This window comes from Wenxinia marina DSM 24838 (assembly GCF_000379485.1).
In the GTDB taxonomy this organism is placed as follows: Bacteria; Pseudomonadota; Alphaproteobacteria; order Rhodobacterales; family Rhodobacteraceae; genus Wenxinia; species Wenxinia marina.
Genome location: NZ_KB902282.1, coordinates 1 through 24262 on the forward strand (window position 1 = coordinate 1; position 24262 = coordinate 24262).

A 24262-nucleotide genomic window follows, 5' to 3' on the forward strand; every position below is an offset into this window, starting at 1 on the left:
GCCCCGCAGGATCGCCGGCGGCCGACCGGCGATCCGCTCGCTGCTCTACCTCGCCGGCCTGCAGGCCTCGCGCCGGGACCCTGCCTTCGCCGCCTTCCGCGCCCGCCTCGAGGCCGCCGGAAAGCGTCCCAAGCAGGCCATCATCGCCGTCGCACGCAAGCTCCTCACCGTCCTCAACGCCATGCTCCGCGACGCCAAGGATTACGCGACAGCCAACCCCTGAGGTTACAGTTGCCGGGTCAGGCCCGGGACGGGAGGGCTTAAAATGCCTTCGACCTGAGCCTCCGTCTGGACCGCAGCCGCTTCGGCGGCGCGGGCATTGCCTCGACGCCCCCCGGGTCCAGACGCTTCCGCACTCCGTGCGAGACCTTGGTGGTCGTCCAGCGGAGGGCAGATAAAGGACTCGGGCCGCGCCGCCGGAGCGTCTGCCTGCGGACGGACGCCGCCCCCTGTCCATCCGCACGCGCACTCCGCCCCCTCGCCCGCGCCCGCGCCGACGCTATCCTGTCGCCCATGGGCGTTCTCAGCTTCACCGACCGCGGCATCTGGTGCGAGGCCGGCGGGTTCTACATCGACCCCTGGCGGCCGGTGGCGAAGGCGCTGGTCACCCACGGGCACAGCGACCACGCGCGCTGGGGCATGGACGCGTACCTCTCCACGGACATCGCGGCGCCGGTGATCCGCCAGCGCCTCGGCGAGGACATCCGTCTCGACACGATCCGCTATGGCGAGGTCCGGCGGATCGGCGAAGCGGACGTCAGCTTCCATCCGGCGGGCCACGTGCCGGGCTCGGCGCAGATCCGCATCGAGGTGCAGGGCGAGGTCTGGGTCGTCTCGGGCGACTACAAGGTGGTGCCCGACGGCCTGTCCGACCCGTTCGAGCCGGTGTCCTGCCACGCCTTCGTCAGCGAATGCACCTTCGGCCTGCCGGTCTTCCGCTGGACCCCGCAGGACGAGTTGAAGCGGCAGATCGACGGCTGGTGGGCGGCGAACCGGGCGGCGGGGCGGGTGTCGATGCTGGGCGCCTACGCGCTGGGCAAGGCGCAGCGGCTGCTGGCGATGGTCGATCCCGCGGGGCCGATCCTGACCCACGGCGCGGTCGAGAACGTGAACGAGACGCTGCGCGCGCAGGGGATCGCGCTGCCGGACACGATCCGCGTGACGCCCGAGACGAACGTGAAGGACTATTCCGGCGCGCTCGTCATCGCGACGCCCAGCGCGCTCGGCACGCCGTGGGCGCGGCGCTTCGGGACGGTGTCGTCGGCCTTCGCCTCCGGCTGGATGGCGCTGCGCGGCGTACGGCGGCGGCGGGCGGCGGACCGGGGATTCGTCGTGAGCGACCACGCCGACTGGGACGGGCTGAACGCCGCGATCCGCGAAACGGGGGCGGAGCGGGTCTTCGTCACCCACGGCTACACGTCGAGCTTCCGCCGCTGGCTGGAGGGTGAAGGCTACGACGCGGGGATCGTGGCGACGGAGTGGGAGGGGGACGAGGCGGCGGAGGATGCAGGCGTGGAGGAGGCGTCGTGAGGGTGGCAGCCAGTCGCCGTATGGACCCGACCCCGTGGAGGGCGAGGTCCCGGGTCAGGCCCGGGACGGGTGGAGATGACCCCGCCCCGGCCCTGAGCCGGGGCCCCGCGCGTCGGAGCCCCCCGCCATGAAACGTTTCGCCGCCCTCTTCGCCGCCGTCGACCAGACGACGAAGACCAACGCCAAGGTCGCGGCGCTGGCCGACTATTTCCGCGAGGCGCCGGAGGCGGACAAGCTGTGGACGCTGGCGCTCTTCACCGGTCGCAGGCCGCGGCGGACGATCACCGCCGGGCGGCTGCGGGACTGGGCGGCGGAGGCGGCGGGGCTGCCGCTCTGGCTGTTCGAGGACAGCTACGCCGTGGTGGGCGACCTGGCCGAGACGATCTCGCTGATCCTGCCGCCGCCGACGCGGTCGAGCGACGAGTCCCTCAGCTTCTGGATCGCCGAGATCGGGCGACTGTCGAAGCAGGACGAGCCGGCCCGCAAGGCCGGCATCCTGGATGCCTGGGACCGGCTCGCGCCGGCGGAGCGGCTGCTCTTCACCAAGCTGCTCACGGGCGGCTTCCGGGTCGGCGTCTCCGCCCGGCTGGTGACGCGGGCGCTGGCGCAGGCGAGTGACGTCCCCGAGGCGGAGCTGCAGCACCGGCTGATGGGGTCGTGGACCCCGGCCAACACGTCATGGAAGGGGCTGATCGAGGCGCCGGACCCGACGGCCGACGCCAGCCGGCCCTATCCGTTCTACCTCGCCTACCAGCTGGACGACCCCGGCGACCTCGGCGACCCCGCCGACTGGTTCGCCGAGCGCAAGTGGGACGGCATCCGCGGCCAGCTGATCCTGCGCGGCGGCGACCACTACCTGTGGTCCCGCGGCGAGGACCTGATGACCGACCGTTTCCCCGAGCTGGCCGAGCTGACCGACCGCCTGCCGCCCGGGACCGTAATCGACGGCGAGGTGCTGGCCTGGGACGGCGACGCGCCCCTGCCCTTCGCGCGGCTGCAGCCCCGGATCGGCCGCAAGACCGTGCCGAAGAAGCTGCTCGCCGAGGCGCCGGTGATCCTTATGGCCTACGACCTGCTGGAGGAGGGCGGCGCCGACATCCGCGAGGTGCCGTTCCAGGAGCGGCGGGCGCGGCTGGCTCGGCTTGTCGAAACCCTGCCTCCGGGGGCGCCGATGCGGCTGTCGCCGGGGGTGGACTTCTCCGATCTCGACATGCTCGTCGAAGAGAGGGCGGCGTCGCGCGATCTCGGCGCCGAGGGGCTGATGCTGAAGCGGCGCGCCTCGCCGTACCTGTCGGGCCGCAAGCGCGGCGACTGGTGGAAGTGGAAGGTCGACCCCCTGACGATCGACGCGGTGATGGTCTACGCCCAGGCCGGGTCCGGGCGCAGGGCCAACCTGTTCACCGACTTCACCTTCGCGGTGTCCGATGGCGACGAGTTCGTGCCCTTCACCAAGGCCTATTCCGGCCTGACCGACGCCGAGTTCCGGCAGATCACCGCCTGGGTGCGGCGCAACACCCTGCAGCGGTTCGGGCCGGTGCGGCAGGTGCCGCCCACCCAGGTCTTCGAGATCGCGTTCGAGGGCATCCAGGCCTCGCCGCGGCACAAGTCGGGGGTCGCGCTGCGGTTTCCGCGGATGCTGCGCTGGCGGAAGGACAAGCCGGTGGGCGAGATCGACACGCTGGAGCACCTGAAGGAGATGCTGGCGGCGTACGGGTGAACGGTCCAACCGGCGCCCGTCCCGGGCTTGAGCCGGGACTTCTGTGCTGGCCCGGGGGTCAACGCGAGGGCAGCGGCTGGCCGCGGCCAGGCGCTCCGACGATGCTGGTCTGAGATTTATGGCGCCGCTCCGCTTGACAGTGATCGTCTCGCAGGTGGCGAGGAAGCGTCTGGCCGGGGGGCGGCCAGACGCTGCCCGGGCCGCTGGCGCGGCTGTTCCGGGCGGGCCCAGGCCCGAGGGCACTCCTGCCGTGCCCGACCCCGTTGCCGCGTCTCGCCCCCTCCGCCCTTTCCCCCCGCGCCGCTCTGGCCTATCTCGGGCCGACACCGACAGGAGGCCGACCCCATGCACAATCCCGTCTTCGACGCCGATGCGAGCGGCGGCGCCAACCGGTTCGGCGACCTGCCCGAGTGGGACCTCACGGACCTCTACGCCGCCCCGGACGCGCCCGAGCTGAAGCGCGACCTCGACTGGCTGGAAAGCGCCTGCGCCGAGTTCGCGCACGACTACGAGGGCAAGCTGGCGACGCTGGATGCCGAGGGGCTGCTGGACGCGGTCAAGCGGTACGAGCGGATCGACGTGATCGCCGGGCGGATCATGTCCTACGCCGGCCTGCGCTACTACCAGCTGACGACCGATGCCGGCCGCGCCAAGTTCCTGTCCGACTGCCAGGACCGGATCACCTCGTTCACGACGCCGCTGGTGTTCTGGAGCCTGGAGTTCAACCGGCTCGAGGACGAGCACCTGGAGCGGCTGCTGAACCAGAGCCAGGAGCTGCACCGCTACAAGCCGGTCTTCGACCGGATGCGGGCGCTCAAGCCCTACCAGCTGTCGGACGAGATGGAGCGGTTCCTGCACGACCAGTCCACCGTCGGCGCCAGCGCCTGGAACAAGCTGTTCGACGAGACGATCGCGGGCCTGACCTTCCATGTCGACGGCGAGGAGTTGAACATCGAGGGCACCCTCGACCTGATGACCGAGCAGGACCGCGCCAAGCGCGAGGCGGCGGTGCACGCGCTGGCCGAGGTGTTCGGGCAGAACCTCAAGACCTTCGCCCGCATCCACAACACGCTGGCCAAGGAGAAGGAGATCGAGGACCGCTGGCGCGGCATGCCGACGCCGCAGACCGGCCGGCACCTGTCCAACCACGTCGAGCCCGAGGTGGTGCAGGCGCTGCGCGACGCCGTCGTCGCCGCCTATCCGCGCCTGTCGCACCGCTACTACCGGCTGAAGGCGAAATGGCTGGGCCTGGGCACGCTGCAGGTCTGGGACCGCAACGCGCCGCTGCCGATGGAGACCAAACGCGTCGTGGGCTGGGACGAGGCGAAGGCGACGGTGATGGACGCCTATTCCGCCTTCGACCCGCGGATGGCCGACCTCGCCGGGCCGTTCTTCGACCGCGGGTGGATCGACGCCGCGGTGAAGCCGGGCAAGGCGCCGGGCGCCTTCGCGCACCCGACGGTGACCGAGGTGCACCCGTACGTGATGCTGAACTACCTGGGCAAACCGCGGGACGTGATGACGCTGGCGCACGAGCTGGGCCACGGCGTTCACCAGGTGCTGGCGGCGGGCCAGGGCGAGCTTCTGTCCTCCACCCCGCTCACGCTGGCCGAGACGGCGAGCGTGTTCGGCGAGATGCTGACCTTCCGCAAGCTGCTCGCCAAGGCGAAGGACAAGACGGAGCGCAAGGTCCTGCTGGCCGGCAAGGTCGAGGACATGATCAACACGGTCGTCCGGCAGATCGCGTTCTACGACTTCGAGTGCAAGCTGCACGCCGCCCGCGCGAACGGGGAGCTGACGCCGGACGACATCAACGCGCTGTGGATGTCGATCCAGGCCGAATCGCTCGGCGACGCGTTCGAGTTCGCGCCGGGCTACGAGACGTTCTGGGCGTACATCCCGCACTTCGTGCACTCGCCCTTCTACGTCTACGCCTACGCCTTCGGCGACGGCCTGGTGAACGCGCTCTACGCCGCCTACGAGGAGGGCGACGACGGCTTCCAGGAGAAGTACTTCGCGATGCTGAAGGCCGGCGGGTCAAAGCACCACAAGGAGCTGCTGGCGCCCTTCGGCCTCGACGCGTCGGACCCGGCCTTCTGGGACAAGGGCCTGAACATGATCGAGGGCTTCATCGACGAACTGGAGGCGATGGAGGAATGACCGCCGACGCAGGCACCTTCCGCCCGGTGGGCGAGGAGGTGCTGTCGGCCGCCTGGGGGCGGCTGACGCGCTATACCTACGATCTGCGCCTGCGCGACGGGACGTGGCAGCGCCAGGTGCGCGAGGTCTACGACCGCGGCCACGGCGCCGCCGCGCTGTTGTACGACGAGGCGGCGGACACGGTGCTGCTGATCCGGCAGTTCCGGCTGCCGATGCAGATCAGCGGCCAGGACCCCTACCTGATCGAGGTACCGGCCGGCCTGCTGGAGGGTGCGGACCCGGCGGAGCGAATGCGCAGCGAACTGATGGAGGAGACCGGCTACGAGGTCGGGCCGCTACGGCACGTCTCCGACCTGATCATGTCGCCGGGGTCGGTGAGCGAGTACGTCGCCTGCTTCACCGGCCGCTACCGCCGCGAGGCGCAGGCCGGCGAAGGCGGCGGCGCGGCGGACGAGGGCGAGGACATCGAGGTGCTGCACGTGCCCTTCGGCGCGGCGATGGAGATGGTCCGCGACGGCCGCATCCGCGACGCCAAGACGGTGATGCTGCTGCAGCATCTCGCGCTGGAGCGGGCGGGCGCATGAGCGACGTCGTCCTCGCCCCCCTGCCCCGCGACGCGGTGGACGAGGTGCTGCACCTGCGGCTCGGTCCCGGGCAGGACAGCTTCGTCGGCGCGATCCGGCAGATGGTGGGGGAGACGCGGGAGAGCGTGGATTTCCACGTGATCCGGGCGGGCGACGAGGCGGTCGGGTTCTTCAAGATCGACCGCGCCTACGGCGAGGATTCGGGCTTCGCCGGACCGGACGATTACGGTCTGCGCGGCATGCTGATCGGGCACCAGTACCAGGGCCGGGGCTACGGCCGGGCGGCGCTGGAGGCGCTGCCGGCCTACCTGCGGCGGCGCTATCCGTGGGTGGACCGGGTCCGGCTGACGGTGAACCACCGCAATCCGGTGGCGACGGCGCTGTACCTCGCCTGCGGCTGGCGCGACACCGGCGAGGTGGCGGAGGGCGGCCGGTCCGGTCCGCAGGCGATCCTGGAGCTGCCGCTGAAGCTCGCAGTGGGCGGTTCGGCGGAGGTCTGACGACGGTCGGGCTCGGTGTGCCCCTATCGCCGGGGCCCCGGATCAGGTCCGGGGCGGGTATCCTGCAACGCGCCGGGCCCGCGCCGTCAGTCCAGCTCGGTCCAGGGCCAGGGCTTCACGTCGGACGCGGCGGTCTGATAGCGCGCCGCCTTGGCGATCCAGATGCCGAGGGAGGTGCCGAACTCCGCGATCTCGGCGTTCGGCTCGCCCCGCTTGAGCAGCATGACGACGTACTGGATCACCGTCGCCACCGTCAGGATCGTGGAGGCGAGGGACAGCATCACGGCGATCAGGATCATGTAGACGAGGCGCAGGAGCAGGCCCTCGCTTTCGGCCTCGGGCTGCTCGCCGGTCATCCGGCCCATCGCCTTGTCGTCGTCGGTCATCATCGGCCCGTTCCCTCCCGCGCCTTGCTCAGGACGGCGTCCATCGCCGCCTGCGTGCCGCGGCTGAACTCCAGCGGGCACGCAAACGGCACGCCGTCGCGGACCGAGCGGCCGAACGCCTCGACCTGAAGGACATAGTGATTGACCCCCGGAAACCGCCAGGTGGTGACTTCCATACCCGGCCGCTCCAGCACCAGCCGCGCCTCGCCGAAGACGTTTGCGTTGAACGGCACCGGCAGGGTGAGGACGCCGGTGCGGCCGTGGAAGACGACCTCCTGCCGCAGGCCGAGGCGGGTGGAGACGAGACCGTCGTACGAGAAGGACGGGAAGTCAGCGGCGAAATGGGCGAAGACGTCGACGCCGCCCTCGATGTCCACGTCGGCGAAGCGGATCGTCTCCGGCTCTTCCCCCGTGGCGAAGCGGACGCCGCCGAGGGCGTAGACCCCGATGTCGGACATCGCCCCGCCGCCGACGTCGGCGCGGTTGCGGATGTTGCCGGGGTCGGGGTTGTTGTAGCTGAAGCGGACGTCGACATGGGCCAACTCGCCGATGGCGCCGTCGGCCAGCATCTCGCGCGCCTTCACCCATTGCGGGTGATGCACGATCATAAACGCCTCCGCGGCCAGAAGGCCGGTCTCGTCGCGTCTGGCGATGACGGCGTCGATGTCCGCGGCCCGCATCGCGACCGGCTTCTCGACGAGGACATGCTTGCCCGCGTCCAGCGCCTTCAGCGCCCATTCGACATGCAGCGTGTTGGGCAGCGGGACGTAGACCGCCTCGATGTCCGGGTCGGCGAGGAGCGCGTCGTAGCCGTCATGCACCCGCAGCCCCGGTGCGAGGGCTGCGAAGGGCGCGGCCTTCGCCCGGTCGGACGTGGCGAGCGCAAGGAGGTGGGCGTCGCGGGCCGCGTGAATCGCGGGGGCCATGTGGGTCAGTGCGAAATTGGCGGCGCCGAGGATGCCCCAGCGGATCGGGTCTGTCATCTTCCCTCCGGGTCGTGCGGGGCGCAGGAAACGACATAATCGACCGTGGGAAAAGCCCGGGCGTGGATCCCGCCCTGAGGCGACCCCCGACAGCGGAATGGCGCCGCCGGGGCGACACTCAATCGAGCCCCAGTTGGACGGGGACCGGAACGCGGCGCCGGCCTCAGGCCGACGCCAGCATCCCGCGCTCCTTGGCGAGGTCCTGCATGCGCTTCTGCAGCTTCTCGAAGGCACGCACCTCGATCTGGCGGATCCGCTCGCGGCTGACGTCGTAGCGGCCGGAGAGGTCCTCGAGCGTCACGGTCTCGTCCGAGAGGCGGCGCTGCATCAGGATGTCGCGCTCGCGGTCGTTCAGCACGTCCATCGCCTGCGCCAGCAACTCGCGCCGCGATTCCAGCTCGTCCCGCTCGGCGTAGTCCTCGGCCTGGTTGGCGTCCTCATCCTCCAGCCAGTCCTGCCACTGGGTCGCGCTTTCGCCGTCGGCGCCGACCATCGCGTTCAGCGAGGCGTCGCCGCCCGACAGGCGCCGGTTCATCGAGACCACCTCGTCCACGGTCACGCCGAGGTCGTGGGCGATCCGCTCCACGTTCTCGGGGCGGAGGTCACCCTCCTCCAGCGCGCCGATGCGGGCCTTGGCCTTGCGCAGGTTGAAGAACAGCTTCTTCTGCGCCGATGTCGTGCCGAGCTTCACCAGGCTCCACGAGCGCAGGATGTATTCCTGGATCGAGGCGCGGATCCACCACATCGCATAGGTCGCGAGGCGGAAGCCCTTCTCGGGGTCAAAGCGTTTCACGGCCTGCATCAGGCCGACGTTCGCCTCGGAGATCACCTCGGCCTGGGGCAGGCCGTAACCGCGGTAGCCCATCGCGATCTTGGCCGCGAGGCGCAGGTGCGAGGTGACCATCTTGTGCGCGGCCTCGCGATCCTCGTTCTCGACCCAGCGCTTGGCCAGCATGTACTCCTCTTCCGGTTCCAGCATGGGAAACTTGCGGATTTCCTGCAGGTACCGGTTCAGGCCCTGTTCCGGGGACGGTGCCGGAAGAGACGCATAACTCGCCATCCATGTCCCTCCTGATCATGTAAATGGACTTAACATCCATATGGGAGCGGTAACGGGCCGTTCAAGCCCATAGCATTCGTACGTTCACAAAGAATGAATCCGTCGTACCCTATGTTCCGACCCTGCGACATACCGCCCCGCGCATGCCCACCCTGCGAATATGCGGAGGTCGTCAGCCGCGGAGGGCCGCGATCAGCGCCCGCAGGTCCTCCGGCAGAGGCGCCTCGAACCGCAGCGCCTCTGCGGTGACGGGGTGGTCAAAGCCCAGCGTCGCGGCATGGAGCGCCTGTCGCGGGAACGCCTCCGCCTCGGCGGCGCCGGGATGAGCCGCAGGCAGTCTGCGCCGCCCGCCATAGACCGGATCGCCGATCAGCCCGTGCCCGGCATGGGCGAGGTGCACGCGGATCTGGTGGGTCCGCCCCGTCTCGAGCCAGCAGTCGAGCAGCGCGGCGGCGCCGAGATCCTCCACCACCTGCGCCCGCGTCACCGCGTGCCGGCCCTGGTCGAAGCTGACCGCCTGCCGCTGACGGTCCGTCCTGTGACGCCCCAGAAGGCTCTGCACCTTGACGATCCCGCCGGGCTCCACGCTGACGCCGCGGACGCCGCGCAGGCGTGGATCGCCCACCTCGGGTACACCGTGGCAGATCGCGGCGTAGTGCCGCTCCACGCAGTGGGCGGCGAACTGGTCGGCGAGGCCGTGATGCGCGCGGTCGGACTTCGCCGCGACGAGGAGGCCGGACGTGTCCTTGTCGATCCGATGGACGATGCCCGGCCGCCGCTCGCCACCGATCCCCGAGAGGCTGTCGCCGCAATGGTGCATCAGCGCGTTCACCAGCGTCCCGTCGGGCGAACCCGGGGCGGGGTGGACCACCATCCCGGCGGGCTTGTTCACCACGATGAGGTCGGCGTCCTCGTACACGACGTCGAGCGCGATCGCCTGCGCCGAGAGGTGCGTCTCCTCCGGCGGGCCGACCGCGACCGTGACCTCCGCCCCCTCTTCCACCGCCGCCTTGCCGTCTGTGACGACCGCGCCGTCCACGCGCACCGCGCCGTCCGCGATCAGCCGCGCGAGGCGCGAGCGGCTCAGGGCCGCCGCCTCTGGCACGTCGCGGGCCAGCGCCTTATCAAGGCGCCCGGGCGGCGACGGCCCGATCCGGAAGGAGACGCTGTCCATGGCGGACGATCCCGAGCAAGAGGTCCTGCCGCCGCAGGTCGCCTATCTGCGGCGCCTCGTGACGGTGCTGACCGTGGTGATGATCGCCGGGTTCCTAGTGCTGATCGCGGCGCTTGTCATCCGCCTGAACGCCGATCCCCTGCCTCTGCCCGACCGCGTGAGCCTGCCCGAGGGCGCCGAGGCGCGGGCGTTCACGCAAGGGACGGACTGGTTCGCCGTGGTGACGGACGGGGACGAGATCCTGATCTACGACCGCGCCACGGGGGCGCTGAGGCAGACCGTCGCCGTAGAGCGGGAGTGATGGTACCGCCTCCCTGGCTTGAACAGGGGACCTCTGGATCCACAATCCAGCGCTCTAACCAACTGAGCTAAGGCGGCACTGGCGCGCCTCCTACCCCGGTCGGCGGCGCCGATCAAGGGGCTGGCGGTCGAGGTGAGGGATTTGCCCGGCAGGTCCGCCGGGGCCGATACCGGCACCCGACGCTTTGTCGCTGCCGACTCTTCTGGTCTCGGGACATGTCGCCGAACGACAGCAGGGCTGCGTCTGGCCGCGGTCGGACGCACCGACGCTGCGGTGGGGGCGGTTTATCTCGCGGCCCCGGATGACCCTGGGCGTATCGCAGGTGGACAGGAGGCGTCTGCCCGGGGGGCGGCAAAGACGCTGCCCGGGCCGCTGGCGCGGCTGTTCCGGGCGGGGCGGGCTTTCTGCCGCCTTGATCCGTGAGTCGGCCCCCGCCCCCGCCGCTTGCGATGCTTCCGCCGCGGCGCTATTTCCTGCCCCACCTCCCGCGGAGACCGGACATGGGCATCAACACAGAACGCGACATCGAGGCGAACCTGCAGATCGGCCCGACCGACAGCGGGATGGTGCGGCTGTTCATCGAGGCTTCGGGCGGCGTCGAGATCCCGATGGATTTCGAGCCGGAGGAGGCCGAGGAGATCGCCGAGGAAATCCTCGCCGCGGCGAAGGCCGCGCGCGGGGTCGGATCCAAGCGGAAACGCTGACGGCGAGATCGCGGGCGACTCGCCCGGCCGCGGCGCCGCCGCTCTCCCCGACGTCTCAGCCCCAGGCGGACAGGCTGACGCCCGGATCGCGGGCCGCCTGCGCGCGCAGCGCGGCGTGGCGGGCGAACTTCTGCAGCATCACCTTGCGCCGCGCCCCGGCGAGCCGCGTCTCGGGCCCCATGCGCAGGATCTCGGCGTCGTAGCCGTCGGCGATGATCAGGCCCGTCCCTTCGGGCAGCAGGTCCGTCGGAAACGCCTCGTCCACCGCCCAGAAGAACCGGTCGCACCAGTCGAGATAGCCCTGCCATTTGCGGTCGGACGTATAGTCGACCCGGCTGGACTTGCACTCGACCACCCAGATCTCGCCCTTCGGCCCCAGCGCCATGACGTCGACCCGCAGGCCCGGCGTCGGCACCAGCTCCTCCACCGTGACGAAGTCGTGGCCGAGAAGGTGACGGCAGACGCCGCGGGCGAGCCGCTGGCCCGGCGTCAGGACCGGCGCGTCGGGCAGGAGGAGGCTGTCGTCGGGCATGGGGCAAATCTGAACAATCCGTGAACATGCGTCAAGCGGGCGACGCTCACGAGGTGGTGCGCCCCGTCATCTCCCCCGCCTCGCCACCTTTCCGCCCCACACGACCGGCAAAAGGTTAACAGCTGGAGAGAGGAGCCGCCCCATGACCACGCTGACCGCCTTCATCGCGGACGTGACCTGCTTTGAGGTCGTGGTTTCGCTCCTCGCCGTGGGCGTCGCCGAGCGGCTTCTGTACCTCCTGCCGGCCTCGGTCGTCGGACCGGGCGGCTGGCTGCTGGACACCGGTCCGGCCGCTGCCGAGTAACCGCCGCCGCCCCCTTGCGGGCGGCCCCGCCGCGCCCTACTTCATGCAGTGGCGGGTTCCTGCTCCATGCGTGACACGGGTCGATTCCGGTGGCCTTAATCACTCTCGAGGGAGCTGGCTCTGACCGGGCCCTGGTCCGGTTACCTGGCGCCCACCTGTATACACAGGTCCTCGGGAATGCAGCACCCCACGGTGCGAGTGGTGCCCGCCACACCCTGCCCTGACGGCCCCGGACGATCAGCCCGCCATGCGGGTCAGCGTCAGGAACGACACCCCCGAACTCAGCAGGTTGATTCCCAGCATCAGGCCCAGCGCCCAGAGCGCGGTGCCCGGCAGGCCGAGGATCAGCAGCACGCCCAGCGCCACCGAGCAGATCGCCGAGAACAGCAGCCACCCCGCGCCCCGCCCGGCCGGGCGGTGCTGGTTCCACAGCATCAGCTCCATCACGCCCTGGGCGAGGAACAGGATCGCCATGAGGAATGTCAGGCCGATCAGCCCGGTCAGCGGAAAGAAGGCGAGATAGACGCCGGCGGCGATCTGCAGCACGCCGATTGCGCCCGTGGCCAGAGCGGACCGCCAGCGCCGCGCCTGGAAGGCGGAATAGAGGACGATTGCGCCGCTCAGCAGCAGCAGCCAGCCGATCAGCACCTTGGCGGCGATGGAGGCGACGAGCGGGAACAGGATCGCCAGCACGCCGAGGACGATCAGCGCCCAGCCGAGGAAGGTGAACCGCCCGCGATGCTCGGCGATGGCGGCGCGCAGGTCCTCAGGAAGGGTCGGCCGGTCGGTCATGGGGCACTCTCGCGCGGATCGGGACGTACTGGCGCAGGCCGCCACGGGGGCCGCCCGACGCTTCATCCTCGGAGCCGAGCGCCATGACGGCAAGGCCGAACTGGACGCCGGCGAAGACGATGCCGTTGGCGACCCACAGCATCAGAATTGCCAGGAGACCGTCGGGCGAGGTCGTCACGAGATGGCCGAGGTTGCCGACGTTCAGGGCGAGAAGCAGCGCCACCAGCGCGGCCGCGACGGCGAAGCCGATGGCGCAGTTGACCACGTAGAGGCGGATCAGGGACGGCATCGCGGGGCCTCCGGCCGGGCTCAGAACGCCTCGGGGCGCGCCTCGCGGGCCATGTGGTCGAGAACCGCGTTCACGAAGCCCCCCTCCTTCCCCTCGGGAAAGAACGCGCGGGCCACCTCGACGAACTCGACGATCACCACCTTGGGCGGCGTTTTCTTCATCACCAGCTCGGCCCCCGCGGCGCGGAACAGCGCGCGCAGCACCGAATCGATCCGCGCGATCGGCCACTTGGCGACGAGCGCCCGGTCGGTCATCTGGTCGATGCGTGCCTGTTCGTTCACCGCGGCGTCGAGCAGGCCGCGGAACGTGTCGACGTCGCCCTCGGCCATCTCGCCCTCGTCGTAGACGGCGCCGAAGCGGTGATCCTCGAACTCGCGCATGACCGCCTCGACAGTCTGGCCCGACACTTCCATCTGGTAGAGCGCCTGCACGGCGTAGAGCCGGGCGGCGCTGCGGGCGAGGCGCTTGGCTTCCAACTTCGCGCTCATGCCAGCGGCCCGTCCTCGCCGGCGACCTGCACGCCGCGGCCGAAGCCGACGTCCCTGCGCGCGCCGGCCCACTTGCGGCCCAGCGCGATCAGGTGCAGCGCCGCGGCGGCCGCGCCGCCGCCCTTGTTCTGGCCGCCCGGGTCGGCCCGCACCGCTGCCTGCTCGTGGGTCTCCACCGTCAGGATGCCGTTGCCGATGCAGTGGCCCGACAGCCCCAGCAGCGTCAGCGCTCGCGAGCTGTCGGCGCAGACTGTCTCGTAATGCGTGGTCTCGCCGCGGATCACGCAGCCGAGCGCGACGTAGCCGTCGAAGTTGGACAGCCGCCCGGCCATGCCGATCGCGGGGCCGATCTCCAGCGCGCCGGGGACGACGATCTCTTCCCAGGTCGCGCCCGCCGCCTCCAGCTCGGCCCGGGCGCCGGCGAGCAGGCCGTCCGCGATGTCGCGGTAGAACGGCGCGGTGACGATCAGCACCTTCACCGGCGCGTCGAAGTCGGGGCGCGGCAGGGTCTCGTGGGCGGGTCCGGCCATCAGCGGCCTCCTCCGATCGGGCGGGTGCCGACGATGCTGAGGCCGTAGGCCTCGAGCCCGACGACCTTGGGGCGGGGCGAATTAGTCAGCAGCACGATGTCGTGCAGCCCCAGCGACGACAGGATCTGCGCGCCGAGGCCGTACTGCCGCAGGGTCTGCGGCGAGGCGCCGCCCTCGGGGTGCAGCGTCATGTGCAGGTCGCGCAGCAGGACGAGGACGCCCCGTCCCTCGGCGGCGATGGCTTCCATCGCGTCGCCGAACTCGTTGCGGCGGCCGGGCCCGCCCGCGCCGACGATGTCGAGCATGGGGTCGAGGGCGTGCATCCGCACCAGCACCGGGTCGTCGCCCGAAATGTCACCCTTCACCAGGACGATATGCTCGGCCCCTTGCGTCTCGTCCGCGTAGATCCGCAGCCGCCACTCGCCGCCGAACTCGGAGGTGATCGTCTCCTCGGTCCGCATCCGGACGAGATTGTCGTGGCGGCGGCGGTAGGCGATCATGTCGCTGATCGTGCCGATCTTCAGCCCGTGGCGCTGCGCGAAGGCGATGAGCTCGGGCAGGCGCGACATCGTGCCGTCCTCGTTCATCACCTCGCAGATGACGCCCGCGGGCGCGAGGCCGGCGAGGCGGGAGAGGTCGACCGCCGCCTCGGTATGGCCGGCGCGGACGAGGACGCCGCCCTCTCGGGCGCGGAGCGGAAAGACGTGGCCCGGCGTCGCGATGTCGGCGGGCCCCTTGGACGGGTCGATGGCGACGGCGACGGTGCGGGCGCGGTCGTGCGCCGAGATGCCGGTGGAGATGCCCTCGCGCGCCTCGATCGAGACGGTGAAGGCGGTCTCGTGCCGGGACGAGTTGTAGGACGCCATGAGCGGCAGGCCGAGCTGGTCCACCCGCTGCCCCGGCAGGGCGAGGCAGATGAGGCCGCGGCCGTGGGTCGCCATGAAGTTGATCTTCTCCGGCGTCGCCATCTGCGCCGGGATCACCAGGTCGCCCTCGTTCTCGCGGTCCTCGTGGTCGACGAGGATCACCATGCGGCCGTTGCGGGCCTCCTCGATGATCTCCTCCACCGAGGAGATCGCGTCGGACCAGTCGCGCTCGACCGGACCGGGCTGTTCGTAGGCTGTGGACATGGGCTCTCCTTGCGGGGCCGAGATAGCGGCTGCCCCGCCGCTTGGAAAGGGCCGGGACGCGCAGGGGCTGTGCGGACGGGTGCTGCCGGGGGGAGTAAGCGCCAGAGGTGCGAGGCGGGGGCCATCACCGCGCGAGGCCCCGGCTCGGGGCCGGGGCGGGTCTTCCGGCGTATCCGGTGCCGCAGACCACCCGTCCCGGGCCTGACCCGGGACCCCGAGACGCCCGGCGCGCCCGGTGCGGCGGACGCCCTAGCCCCCTCAGGGCCAGATGCTCCACACATACAGGCCATAGCCGGCGAGGAGGACCGCCCCCTCCCACCGCGCGATCCGCAGGCCCGTCCAGGCGAAACCGACGAGCAGGACCGAAACGCCGACCATGACGAGGTTGTCGAAGCTGACGATCTCGGCCGGGACCGGCCCCGGCGCCATCAGCATGGTCGCGCCGGCGATGCCGAGAAGGTTGTAGATGTTGGAGCCGACGATGTTGCCGAAGGCGACGTCACCCTGCCGCTTGAGCCCCGCGACGACCGAGGTGACGAGTTCCGGCATGGAGGTGCCGACGGCGACGATGGTCAGGCCGATCACCGTCTCGGAGATGCCGAAGCCCCGCGCCAGCGCGACCGCGCCGTCCACGAGGAACCGGCCGCCGAGGACCACGAGCACGAGGCCGCCGATCGCGATTCCGGCGGCGACGAGGGCGCTTCCGGAGGCGCGGGGCCGGGTGCCGGGATCGGCGTCCTGCAGGGCGGCGCCCTTTTCGTAGGCCGCGCCGTGGTCGACGGTCGCCGTCCGCTCCTGCCGGAAGGCGGTGTAGATGTAGACGACCAGCGCCACGACGAACGCCGCCCCGACCGCGCGGCCGAGGGGCATCGCGGCGGCGAGGAGGGCGAAGACCAGCGCGACCGCCACCATCACGGCGCCGTCGCGCTTCAGCGTCGACGACTGGACGGCGATCGGAAACAGCAGCGCCGCCACCCCGCCGATCAGCAGCACGTTCGCGATGTTGGAGCCGACGACGTTGCCGTAGGCGATGCCCGGCGCGCCGGCGAGGGCGGCCTGCACCGAGGTCACCAGCTCGGGCGTGGAGGTGCCGAAGCCGACCAGCGTCAGGCCGATCACCAGGGGCGAGACGCCGAACCGCGTCGCCACCTGCACCGCGCCGCGCACCAGCAGCTCTCCCCCCGCGATCAGGAGGACGAGACCTCCGACCAGCGGCACCCACACCTCGAACATCACGACCTCCCCTTGAGCGTTCGGCGGCATGTGGGAGGCGTCCGGCGGCGTTTCCAGCCCCCCCGCGAGCGACGGCGCCGATAATTTCGCCGCCGGTTGCGCGTTCCGCTATTCCAGGCCGGCGGCCATGGCAGCGGCTCCAGAGGCGGCGGCAACGCAGGAAACCCGCCCCGGCCCTGAGCCGGGGCCCCACGGAACCGGGTGCTTCGTGGCGCCGGGGCCCCGGCTCAGGGCCGGGGCGGGTGAGTCCCGCGGTCTCCGTCCGGACTCGAGCCCCGTCCGGCACCACGCGAGCAGACGGTCAGCCGCTGACGAAGAACCGCTCGGCCGGGATCGTGCCCGCAAGGCGGGCGGCGGCGCACCAGTCGCGCTCCACCGCCGTTGCGGCAACGAGGACGGTGCCGGCGCGGGCGGCGCGCCAGTCGGCGAGCGCCGCGTCCAGCCGGTCGCGCATCGCGGCCCAGCTGTCGGTGAAGGCGGGCGCCTGCGTCGCGGCGTCGATCCGCCCGCCCGCCCCCGCGACCAGCGCCGCCGGGTCCGCCGGCCGGTAGACCGCCGCCAGCCGCGCCGCGTCCGTCCGCTCCAGCCGTGCCGCAACCGCGTCCGGCAGCTCCGTCGCCCCACGCCGCAGCTCCAGCGCGTTGCCCGAGAACAGGAACGCCACAATGTCGTGCCCCGACGTGGCGCGGATCGTCGCGTAGGTCCGGTAGTCGATGCCCAGCCGCTCCGCCCGCTTCACCCGCAGCCGCACCACCTCCAGCGGCAGCGACGGCAGCAGCGCCTCCCGCGCCTTCGTCCACGCGGTCCGCCGCCAGCTGGCGCCCGGCTCCATCGTGGGCCCGCCATTGTGGCCGGGGCCGGGCGTCACCTGTAGTCCCCCAGCCGCGCCACGTAGCGGGCCATCGTGTCGACCTCGAGGTTGATCGCGTCGCCCACGGCGGCCTGCCCCCACGTCGTCACCTCGCGGGTGTGGGGAATGACGTTCACGCCGAAGCGGGCGCCGTCCACCTCGTTCACCGTCAGCGACGTGCCGTTCAGCGCGATGGAGCCCTTGGGCGCGATGAACTTCGCCAGCCCTTCGGGCGCTTTAAGGCTCATCCGCATGCTGTCGCCCTCGTCGTGCATCTCCACCAGCTCGGCCACGCCGTCCACGTGGCCCGAGACGATGTGGCCGCCGAGTTCGTCCCCGACCCTGAGTGCGCGTTCCAGGTTCACCCGCTTGCCCACGGGCCAGCCGTTGCGGCCGATGTTGGTCTTGCTGACCGTCTCGGCCGAAATGTCGACGTCGAACCAGGCGCGCGGCTCCTCGCCCAGCGCCACGACCGTCAGGCAGACGCCGTCGCAGGCGATGGAGGCGCCGATCTCGATGGTGGAAACGTCATACGACGTGCCGATCCGGGCGCGCAGGTCGCCCCGCATCTCCACGGCGAGGACCTCGCCCATGTCGGTGATGATGCCGGTGAACATGCCGCCTCCGGATTGATCCGGGCTCAGAGGTAGACGCTGCGCCGCCGCGCCGCAATGGCCGGTCAGGCGCGGCGGACGGGCACCTGCCGCTCGGCCAGGGTGCGGTGGAACAGGTCGAGGACCGCCTCCTCGCCGTGGGTGCGGGCCAGCTCGCGCAGGCCGAAATGCACGTGCGCGATCTCGACGTAGTAGTCGACGAAGGCATAGTTCGTTCCCGCCCCGGCGGCGGCGCCGATGATCGGCACGGCCTGGCTCGCCAGCTTCTGGCCCAGCACCGCCGCGAAGCGCGGCGCGACCTTGCCGATGAGCTTGTGCAGCGCCGGACCGGTGATGCTGAGCCGGGCGCCGACGAACGAGGTGTCGATGCCGTCGTCGCTGTCCCCCGGCGCACCGGCGCCGAAGACGCGCAGACACTCCGCCCGGGTCTCGGGCGTGGCCGGATCCTCGCCGTGGGCGGCGGCGACGCCCTGCACGGCGCGGAAGATCACGGTGGTCGCCACCGGCAGCTCGGCCAGCGCCGTCGGCAGGCCGCCCAGGCCGCCGAGCGCACCCGACAGGGTGCCGATCACCCGGTGCGCCCGGTCCGATGCGATGCGGTCGCCGAACGGTCCGCGGCGACTGGCCGAGGCGGCCTCGTAGGCGCGGGTGAGCGCCGCGCGGGCGGCGCCCTCGATCTGGCTGCGGGCGCCCTTGGGCAGCATCTTCATGCCGTCCTCGACCTGCCCGCCGGCGAAGGAGATCGCCCGCATGATGATGCCGTTCGCGGCCCGCTGCCGGGCGGCCAACTCGCGCACCTTCTCTTCCGCCGCCTCGTCCAGTGGGGCGGGCGGCTGGTCCGGGTTGATCTCGCGCAGCCTGGGCTCGTCGCTCATGACCGGAAGATGGGGGCGCCGGGGGCGGGCGTCAATCTGGCCGCGGTGCCGGCCGAGCGGCCGGAACCGCTATACCGGCACTCCCCCACTTCGTCACCGCCCCCGTCACCCCGACCCAGCCGCCGGGCGCCAGCTCGATCCCCAGCACCCGCTCGGGGTTGGTGGGCGGCGGCATCTCGACCCCTTCCAGCCTGCGGAAGCCGAAGCGGCGGTAATAGGGGTAGTCCCCCACCAGCATCGCCCGCGGCCAGAACAGCCGCCGCGCCGCCTGCATGGACCGGAAGATCAGCAGCGCGCCCAGCCCCTCGCCCTGCCGCGTGGGGTGCACCGCCACCGGGCCGACCAGCAGCACCGGTCGGGAACCGACCTGCGCGGGCCAGACCCGGATCGCCCCGGCCAGCACCCCCTCGCCGTCCCGCGCGGTCAGGCAGAGCGGCCCCACCGGCGCCACGCCGTCGCGCAGCCGATACGACGACAGCGCGGTCCGCCCCGGCGCGAAGCAGGTGTCGTAGAGGGCCTCGACCTCCCACCAGTCGGCGGGCGCCTCCTCGGCCAGCCGGTATGCGTCGCCCTGCCCCATCCGTCCGTCCCGGCCGCCTGATCGCTGGACCCGTGGCTTACATGGGGCTAGGTCCGGCCGCAAACCGGAGGACACGGATGTTCTATCGCCCCGAGGACGGCCACGGCCTGCCCCGCAACCCGTTCAACGCCATCGTCACGCCCCGCCCCATCGGCTGGATCAGCACCCGCGGCACCGACGGGCGCGACAACCTCGCGCCCTATTCCTTCTTCAACGCGGTCGCCTACACGCCGCCGCAGGTGATGTTCGCCTCCACCTCGGCCAAGGACGACCGCGACGGCACCAAGGACAGCGCCGGCAACATCCGCGACACCGGAATCTTCTGCGTGAACGTCGTCAGCTACGCCCTGCGCGACGCGATGAACGCGACCTCCGGCAGCTACGACCGCGGCACCGACGAGTTCGAGCTGGCAGGGCTGGAGAAGGCCGCCTGCGAGACCATCGACTGCCCGCGCGTCGCCGCCGCCCCGGCGGCGCTGGAATGCCGGGTGGTGGAGCAGATCGCGCTGCGGGGCGAGGCGAACCTCCTCACCATCGGCGAGGTCACCGGCGTGCACATCCGGGACGAGCTGCTGGTGGAGGGGTTCCTCGACTACACCCTGTTCGAGCCGCTGACCCGCCTCGGCTACCAGGACTATTCGCGGATCACCGAGATCTTCTCGCTGAAGCGCCCGGGCTAGACACCCCGGGCCGCGAGCCTACGACGCCGCCCCGTCGTAGAAGGTCGCCTCCTTCGCAAGCGCGTGGCCGTCCACGCCGTCGAGGACCCGCGCGTTGACCGCGACCGTCTCGGTCCCGTCGGGCATCCGGCCGTATCCGAACGCCTCGATCCCGCAGGTGGCGCAGAACAGGTGCGCGATGACCTCGTTGTGGAACCTGAACTCCGTCAGCGCGTCCTCGCCGGACCTCAGCGTGAAGGCCGTCCGCGGCGTGAAGGCGAAGACCGACCCGAGGCGCCGGCAGCGCGAGCAGTTGCAGATGACCGCGTGCGTCAGATCGAGCTCCGCGCTGAAGGTCACGGCGCCGCACTGGCAGCTGCCGTCGTAGGTCCGGGCCATGGTCGTCGCTCCTGATCGGTTGCCCGGGCGCGCTTGTCAGCCCCGCCCCCGTCTGATTTTCTCCCCCTCGTGCGTCAGGGGCAAGGGCGGCGTTGGAACGGGTTCTCGGCATCATCGGCGGCTCCGGCGTCTACGGGATCGAGGGGCTGCAGGACGCGCGCTGGCAGGCTGTGGACACCCCCTGGGGCACGCCCTCCGACGAGATCCTGACCGGCCGCCACGACGGCGTCTCCATGGCCTTCCTGCCGCGCCACGGCCGCGGCCACGTCCATGCGCCGGGCGACGTGCCCTACCGCGCCAACATCGACGCGCTGAAGCGGCTCGGCGTCACCGACCTCGTCTCGGTCTCCGCCTGCGGCTCGTTCCGCGAGGAGATGGCGCCGGGCGACTTCGTCATCGTGGACCAGTTCGTCGACCGCACCCGCGGCCGGCCGTCGAGCTTCTTCGGATCGGGCTGCGTCGCCCATGTCGGCCTCGCCCACCCCGTCTGCGGCCGGCTGGCCGAGGCAGCGGCGGAGGCGGCCGAAGCGGCGGGGGCGACGGTCCATCGCGGCGGCACGTACCTGGCGATGGAGGGGCCGCAATTCTCGCCCCAAGCCGAGAGCCTGCTCTACCGCGACTGGGGCTGCGACGTGATCGGCATGACCAACATGCCTGAGGTCCGCCTCGCCCGCGAGGCCGAGATCTGCTACGCCACCGTTGCGATGGTCACCGACTACGACAGCTGGCACCCGGGCCACGAGGCGGTGGACGTCGCGTCCGTGCTCGCCACGCTGGCGGCGAACGTGGCGAAGGCCCGCGCCTTCGCCGCCGCGCTGCCGGGCGCGCTGGGGGCCGAACGGGCGCCCTGCCCGCATGGCTGCGACCGCGCCCTCGAGAGCGCGATCATGACCGCACCCGAGCGGCGCGACCCGGCCCTGCTGGCCCGCCTCGACGCGGTCGCGGGACGCGTTCTGTGAGGGCGACGCTCGCCGCCGCTCTGGTCGCGCTGGCCGCCCCCGCGGCGGCGCAGGACTACATCGTCACGCAAGGCCGCCTGACGGACGAGGAATTCTACCGCCTCGTCGCCTGCGGCGCCGCGCCCGGGGGCGAGTGCCGGATGCCCTACGTCCGCTGGCCCCGCGGCCGCGCCTCCGCGTTGAGCGTGGGGATCGACCGCGCGCCCGCGGGTTATCCCCGCGCCCTGGCCGAGAACGTCTCGGACGCGCTCGACCGGGCCATCGACGAGATCAACGGCATCGGCTCGGCCCTGCAGCTCAGCCGCGCGCCCGGCAAGGCCGCCGACGTCGTGATCCGCCTGATCGAGGTGGGCGACGGCGAGGCGGTCAGCGGCTCGGGCGTCCCCGAACTCGAGGGCGAGCCGATGGGCGCGGCCTACGTCTACGTCTGGTGGAACGGCCGGATGGAGATCACCGAGGCGCGGATCCTGATGGCGGACGACCTGCCGCACTACGAGGTCTACCCGGTGCTTCTGGAGGAGCTGACACAGGCGATGGGCTTCCTGAACGACATCCGCAACCCGCTCTACGACAGCGAGTCGGTCTTCTCCGAGGACTCGAACGCGGTCATGACCCTTGGCCAGCAGGACCGGGCGGCCCTCCTGCGGCACTACCCGGCGCTGCGCTGATGGCGGACGTCCGCGACTACATCCGCACCATCCCGGACTTCCCGCACGAGGGCATCCTGTTCCGGGACGTGACCACGCTGTTCGGCGACGCCCGCGGCTTCCGGATGGCGGTGGACCAGCTGCTGCACCCCTTCATCGGCACCCGGATCGACAGGGTCGCGGGACTGGAGGCGCGGGGCTTCATCCTCGGCGGCGCGGTGGCGCACCAGCTGTCGGTCGGCTTCGTGCCGGTGCGCAAGAAGGGCAAGCTGCCGGGGGAGACGATAGAGGAGGCCTACCAGCTGGAGTACGGCACCGCGGTGCTGGAGGCGCACGTGGACGCGGTGCAGCCGGGCGAGCGGGTGCTGATCGTCGACGACCTCCTCGCGACGGGCGGCACCGCCGAGGCCGGGATCAGTCTGGTCGAACGGCTCGGCGGCGAGGTCGCGGGCTGCGCCTTCGTGGTGGACCTGCCCGACCTCGGCGGCCGCCGCCGGCTGGAGGCGCTCGGCGTGACGGTGCACGCGCTCACCGCCTACGAGGGCGCCTGAGGGACGCGCCCCTCCGCGATTCGACGGAGGGTCAAGGACGCGCGACGCGCGCCGGCGAAGCCGGGAATCCTTGACGCTCCGGCGAATCGCCTCACGCTGGATGAGGCGCGTTCAGGGGCACACCTGCCCCTGAACCGCTTCCCAAGCAGCGATCCCGACCTCTCCGCCAGCGCCTCCGCCTCGGCGTTGCGCGGGCTGCAGCCGGTCGCCGCGTATTTTCGTGACATGCAAAGGAGGGGTCCATCCCCGGGACGGCGGGCGGGCGATGCGCGGCCGAAGGCCTGCGCGAGCGCCGCACGCCGTCACGCCCGCAGGACGGCCCCCGGATTGAGGAGGCCCAGCGGGTCGAGCGCCGCCTTCACCGCGCGCATCATCGCCAGCTTGGTCGGGTCCGCGTAGCGCTCCAGGTCGTCCACCTTCAGCCGCCCCACCCCGTGCTCGGCCGCGACCGAGCCGCCCCGCGCGTGGACGAGGTCGTGCACGGTCCGGGTGACCTCGCCGCGGATGGCGCGGTAGTCCTCCTTGGGCCCGCCGGCGGGCGGGAAGGCGTTGTAGTGCAGGTTGCCGTCGCCGAGATGGCCGAAGCAGTTGATCCGCACCCCGTCGAACCGGCCGAGCGCCGCCGCGGCCTCCTCAAGGAACGGCGGCACCTCGGACAGGGGCAGCGAGACGTCGTGCGAGGCGATCGCGCCGACGCGGCGGTTCGCCTCGGGGATGGTCTCGCGCAGGCGCCAGAAGTCGGCGCGGTCGGCCTCGGACGCCGCGAGGACGCCGTCGGTGGCGAGCCCCGCCTCCGCCGCCGCCTCGAACAGCCCCTCCAGCGCCGCCGCCGGATCCTGCCCGGCGCCGAGCCCGAGGTCGACCAGCACCATCCAGTCCGGCACCGGGTCCAGCGGCACGCGCAGGTCGAGGCCGGTCTCGGCGAGGAAGTCGACGCCAACCCGCGAGATCAGCTCGAAGCCGGACAGGCCCTCGCCCACCCTCCCCTGCGCCAGCGCGAGCAGGTCCAGCGCCGCCGCGGGCGACGGCACGGCGAGCATCGCCGCTCCGGTGGCAGCGGGCCGCGGGACGAGGCGCAGGGCGGCGGCGGTGATGATGCCGAGCGTCCCCTCCGACCCGACGATCAGGTCGCGCAGGTCGTAGCCGGCATTGTCCTTCCGCAGGCGCGTGAGCCCGTGCCAGATCGCGCCGTCGGCCGTCACCGCCTCGATCCCGAGGCAGAGCGCGCGCGCGTTGCCCCAGCGCAGGACGCCGGTGCCGCCGGCGTTGGTGGCCAGCAGGCCGCCGATGCGGGCCGACCCTTCCGAGGCCAGCGACAGCGGGAACAGCCGCCCCGCCTCGTCGGCCGCCCGCTGCACGTCGGCGAGGATCGCGCCCGCCTCGGCCACCAGCACGCTTTCCTGCGGGTAGACGGCGCGGATCGCCGCCATCCGCTCCAGCGACAGGATGAGGGGCGCCGCCCCCTCCTCTGTCAGCTGACCGCCGACGAGGCCGGTGCCGCCGCCGTAGGGGACGATGCCCACGCGCGCCCCGGCGCAGGCCCGGACGACGGCCGCGACCTCCTCCACCGACCCGGGCGCGACGACGAGGCCGCGGCCGCGGAAGCGGCCCCGTGGCTCCTCGAAGTAGCGGGCGGCGTCCTGCCGGACGGCGAGGCCGGGGAGGGCGGCGCGAAGGCGGTCCAGGAACTCTGGCGTGGCGTCTGTGAGCATGGGGCGGAGATGACCACCC

29 protein-coding genes, 1 tRNA gene, 1 other RNA gene and 1 pseudogene are annotated in these 24262 nt (G+C 71.8%); 14 read left to right on the forward strand and 18 right to left on the reverse strand.

Going from position 1 to position 24262, the window contains the following annotated elements:
• The 6 genes and pseudogenes from A37W_RS21080 to A37W_RS0106105 form a co-directional block, all read left to right on the forward strand.
• Window positions 1-223 (forward strand): annotated as a pseudogene (locus A37W_RS21080) (hypothetical protein); the annotation flags it as partial.
• A gap of 290 nt (window positions 224-513) precedes the next feature.
• Window positions 514-1530: a ligase-associated DNA damage response exonuclease gene (locus A37W_RS0106085; protein WP_018302135.1), complete on the forward strand. Its 1017-nt coding sequence runs from the start codon at window positions 514-516 to the stop codon at window positions 1528-1530.
• A gap of 127 nt (window positions 1531-1657) precedes the next feature.
• Entirely contained in the window at window positions 1658-3247 is a 1590-nt protein-coding gene (locus tag A37W_RS0106090) for an ATP-dependent DNA ligase (RefSeq protein ID WP_018302136.1), read from the forward strand.
• A 345-nt stretch (window positions 3248-3592) separates the two neighbouring features.
• Window positions 3593-5407 carry a M3 family oligoendopeptidase gene (locus A37W_RS0106095; RefSeq protein WP_018302137.1) on the forward strand — a complete coding sequence of 605 codons (1815 nt, stop codon included), beginning with the start codon at window positions 3593-3595 and terminating at the stop codon, window positions 5405-5407.
• Window positions 5404-5991: an NUDIX domain-containing protein gene (locus tag A37W_RS0106100; RefSeq protein WP_018302138.1), complete on the forward strand. Its 588-nt coding sequence runs from the start codon at window positions 5404-5406 to the stop codon at window positions 5989-5991. Before A37W_RS0106095 ends, A37W_RS0106100 begins: the two co-directional genes overlap by 4 nt.
• Window positions 5988-6491 (forward strand): GNAT family N-acetyltransferase, encoded by a 504-nt coding sequence (locus tag A37W_RS0106105; protein WP_018302139.1) that lies wholly within the window; start codon window positions 5988-5990, stop codon window positions 6489-6491. Before A37W_RS0106100 ends, A37W_RS0106105 begins: the two co-directional genes overlap by 4 nt.
• 86 nt (window positions 6492-6577) lie before the next feature.
• Here A37W_RS0106105 and A37W_RS0106110 read toward each other — a convergent pair whose 3' ends face one another.
• From A37W_RS0106110 to A37W_RS0106125, 4 genes are all read right to left on the reverse strand, one after another.
• Window positions 6578-6880 carry a DUF4389 domain-containing protein gene (locus A37W_RS0106110; protein ID WP_018302140.1) on the reverse strand — a complete coding sequence of 101 codons (303 nt, stop codon included), beginning with the start codon at window positions 6878-6880 and terminating at the stop codon, window positions 6578-6580.
• Window positions 6877-7860 (reverse strand): Gfo/Idh/MocA family protein, encoded by a 984-nt coding sequence (locus A37W_RS0106115; protein WP_018302141.1) that lies wholly within the window; start codon window positions 7858-7860, stop codon window positions 6877-6879. Before A37W_RS0106115 ends, A37W_RS0106110 begins: the two co-directional genes overlap by 4 nt.
• Window positions 7861-8023: 163 nt before the next feature.
• The gene (gene rpoH / locus A37W_RS0106120) at window positions 8024-8920 is read right to left on the reverse strand and encodes an RNA polymerase sigma factor RpoH (RefSeq protein ID WP_026198331.1); all 897 of its coding nucleotides are present in this window, start codon (window positions 8918-8920) and stop codon (window positions 8024-8026) included.
• Window positions 8921-9092: 172 nt separating this feature from the next.
• A complete protein-coding gene (locus A37W_RS0106125; protein ID WP_018302143.1) occupies window positions 9093-10094 on the reverse strand; it encodes an RluA family pseudouridine synthase in 1002 nt (333 codons plus the stop codon).
• On the opposite strand from A37W_RS0106125, the gene A37W_RS0106130 reads away from it, so the two are divergent.
• Entirely contained in the window at window positions 10093-10395 is a 303-nt protein-coding gene (locus A37W_RS0106130; protein WP_018302144.1) for a DUF6476 family protein, read from the forward strand. The genes A37W_RS0106125 and A37W_RS0106130 overlap by 2 nt on opposite strands.
• Here A37W_RS0106130 and A37W_RS0106135 read toward each other — a convergent pair.
• Window positions 10396-10472 (reverse strand) — tRNA-His (locus tag A37W_RS0106135).
• 423 nt (window positions 10473-10895) lie between these two features.
• Between A37W_RS0106135 and A37W_RS0106140 the strand changes: the two genes are divergently transcribed.
• On the forward strand, window positions 10896-11099 hold the full coding sequence (locus A37W_RS0106140) for a DUF6324 family protein (protein WP_018302145.1): 204 nt from the start codon (window positions 10896-10898) through the stop codon (window positions 11097-11099).
• 55 nt (window positions 11100-11154) lie between these two features.
• Here A37W_RS0106140 and A37W_RS0106145 read toward each other — a convergent pair whose 3' ends face one another.
• Entirely contained in the window at window positions 11155-11631 is a 477-nt protein-coding gene (locus tag A37W_RS0106145; protein ID WP_018302146.1) for an MmcB family DNA repair protein, read from the reverse strand.
• Window positions 11632-11773: 142 nt separating this feature from the next.
• Here A37W_RS0106145 and A37W_RS24010 point away from each other — a divergent pair, with 142 nt between their 5' ends.
• Window positions 11774-11935: a hypothetical protein gene (locus tag A37W_RS24010; RefSeq protein ID WP_018302147.1), complete on the forward strand. Its 162-nt coding sequence runs from the start codon at window positions 11774-11776 to the stop codon at window positions 11933-11935.
• 53 nt (window positions 11936-11988) lie between these two features.
• Window positions 11989-12144, forward strand: a non-coding RNA gene (gene ssrS / locus A37W_RS23150) — 6S RNA.
• A gap of 28 nt (window positions 12145-12172) precedes the next feature.
• Here ssrS and A37W_RS0106155 read toward each other — a convergent pair.
• The 10 genes from A37W_RS0106155 to A37W_RS0106200 all read right to left on the reverse strand — a co-directional run bounded on the left by A37W_RS0106155 (window position 12173) and on the right by A37W_RS0106200 (window position 19316).
• Entirely contained in the window at window positions 12173-12727 is a 555-nt protein-coding gene (locus A37W_RS0106155; RefSeq protein ID WP_018302148.1) for an HdeD family acid-resistance protein, read from the reverse strand.
• A complete protein-coding gene (locus A37W_RS0106160) occupies window positions 12702-13016 on the reverse strand; it encodes a hypothetical protein (protein ID WP_018302149.1) in 315 nt (104 codons plus the stop codon). The genes A37W_RS0106155 and A37W_RS0106160 overlap by 26 nt, the downstream gene beginning before the upstream one ends.
• A gap of 20 nt (window positions 13017-13036) precedes the next feature.
• Window positions 13037-13504, reverse strand: coding sequence for a transcription antitermination factor NusB (gene nusB, locus A37W_RS0106165; protein WP_018302150.1), 468 nt, complete (start codon window positions 13502-13504; stop codon window positions 13037-13039).
• The gene (locus A37W_RS0106170) at window positions 13501-14034 is read right to left on the reverse strand and encodes a 6,7-dimethyl-8-ribityllumazine synthase (protein ID WP_018302151.1); all 534 of its coding nucleotides are present in this window, start codon (window positions 14032-14034) and stop codon (window positions 13501-13503) included. Before A37W_RS0106170 ends, nusB begins: the two co-directional genes overlap by 4 nt.
• Window positions 14034-15164 carry a 3,4-dihydroxy-2-butanone-4-phosphate synthase gene (gene ribB, locus A37W_RS0106175; RefSeq protein WP_018302152.1) on the reverse strand — a complete coding sequence of 377 codons (1131 nt, stop codon included), beginning with the start codon at window positions 15162-15164 and terminating at the stop codon, window positions 14034-14036. The genes A37W_RS0106170 and ribB overlap by 1 nt, the downstream gene beginning before the upstream one ends.
• A gap of 258 nt (window positions 15165-15422) precedes the next feature.
• Window positions 15423-16397 (reverse strand): calcium/sodium antiporter, encoded by a 975-nt coding sequence (locus tag A37W_RS0106180; protein WP_018302153.1) that lies wholly within the window; start codon window positions 16395-16397, stop codon window positions 15423-15425.
• A 301-nt stretch (window positions 16398-16698) separates the two neighbouring features.
• Complete coding sequence (locus tag A37W_RS0106185) at window positions 16699-17265, reverse strand: hypothetical protein (protein WP_018302154.1); 567 nt, start codon at window positions 17263-17265, stop codon at window positions 16699-16701.
• Window positions 17262-17864 (reverse strand): riboflavin synthase, encoded by a 603-nt coding sequence (locus tag A37W_RS0106190; protein ID WP_018302155.1) that lies wholly within the window; start codon window positions 17862-17864, stop codon window positions 17262-17264. Before A37W_RS0106190 ends, A37W_RS0106185 begins: the two co-directional genes overlap by 4 nt.
• A 62-nt stretch (window positions 17865-17926) precedes the next feature.
• Window positions 17927-18736, reverse strand: coding sequence for an EcsC family protein (locus A37W_RS0106195; RefSeq protein ID WP_018302156.1), 810 nt, complete (start codon window positions 18734-18736; stop codon window positions 17927-17929).
• 31 nt (window positions 18737-18767) lie between these two features.
• On the reverse strand, window positions 18768-19316 hold the full coding sequence (locus A37W_RS0106200; RefSeq protein ID WP_018302157.1) for a GNAT family N-acetyltransferase: 549 nt from the start codon (window positions 19314-19316) through the stop codon (window positions 18768-18770).
• 77 nt (window positions 19317-19393) lie between these two features.
• On the opposite strand from A37W_RS0106200, the gene A37W_RS0106205 reads away from it, so the two are divergent.
• On the forward strand, window positions 19394-19996 hold the full coding sequence (locus tag A37W_RS0106205) for a flavin reductase family protein (RefSeq protein ID WP_018302158.1): 603 nt from the start codon (window positions 19394-19396) through the stop codon (window positions 19994-19996).
• A gap of 18 nt (window positions 19997-20014) precedes the next feature.
• On the opposite strand, the gene A37W_RS0106210 is transcribed toward A37W_RS0106205, so the two are convergent.
• On the reverse strand, window positions 20015-20374 hold the full coding sequence (locus A37W_RS0106210; RefSeq protein WP_018302159.1) for a GFA family protein: 360 nt from the start codon (window positions 20372-20374) through the stop codon (window positions 20015-20017).
• A gap of 92 nt (window positions 20375-20466) precedes the next feature.
• Between A37W_RS0106210 and A37W_RS0106215 the strand changes: the two genes are divergently transcribed.
• From A37W_RS0106215 to A37W_RS0106225, 3 genes are read left to right on the forward strand one after another with little or no spacing between them, the layout of a single operon-like run.
• Window positions 20467-21333 carry an S-methyl-5'-thioadenosine phosphorylase gene (locus A37W_RS0106215; protein WP_018302160.1) on the forward strand — a complete coding sequence of 289 codons (867 nt, stop codon included), beginning with the start codon at window positions 20467-20469 and terminating at the stop codon, window positions 21331-21333.
• Complete coding sequence (locus A37W_RS0106220) at window positions 21330-22001, forward strand: DUF2927 domain-containing protein (RefSeq protein ID WP_018302161.1); 672 nt, start codon at window positions 21330-21332, stop codon at window positions 21999-22001. Before A37W_RS0106215 ends, A37W_RS0106220 begins: the two co-directional genes overlap by 4 nt.
• Window positions 22001-22531 carry an adenine phosphoribosyltransferase gene (locus A37W_RS0106225; protein WP_018302162.1) on the forward strand — a complete coding sequence of 177 codons (531 nt, stop codon included), beginning with the start codon at window positions 22001-22003 and terminating at the stop codon, window positions 22529-22531. Before A37W_RS0106220 ends, A37W_RS0106225 begins: the two co-directional genes overlap by 1 nt.
• A gap of 302 nt (window positions 22532-22833) precedes the next feature.
• On the opposite strand, the gene A37W_RS0106230 is transcribed toward A37W_RS0106225, so the two are convergent.
• The gene (locus A37W_RS0106230; protein ID WP_018302163.1) at window positions 22834-24243 is read right to left on the reverse strand and encodes an FAD-binding oxidoreductase; all 1410 of its coding nucleotides are present in this window, start codon (window positions 24241-24243) and stop codon (window positions 22834-22836) included.
• Window positions 24244-24262: the final 19 nt, after the last annotated feature.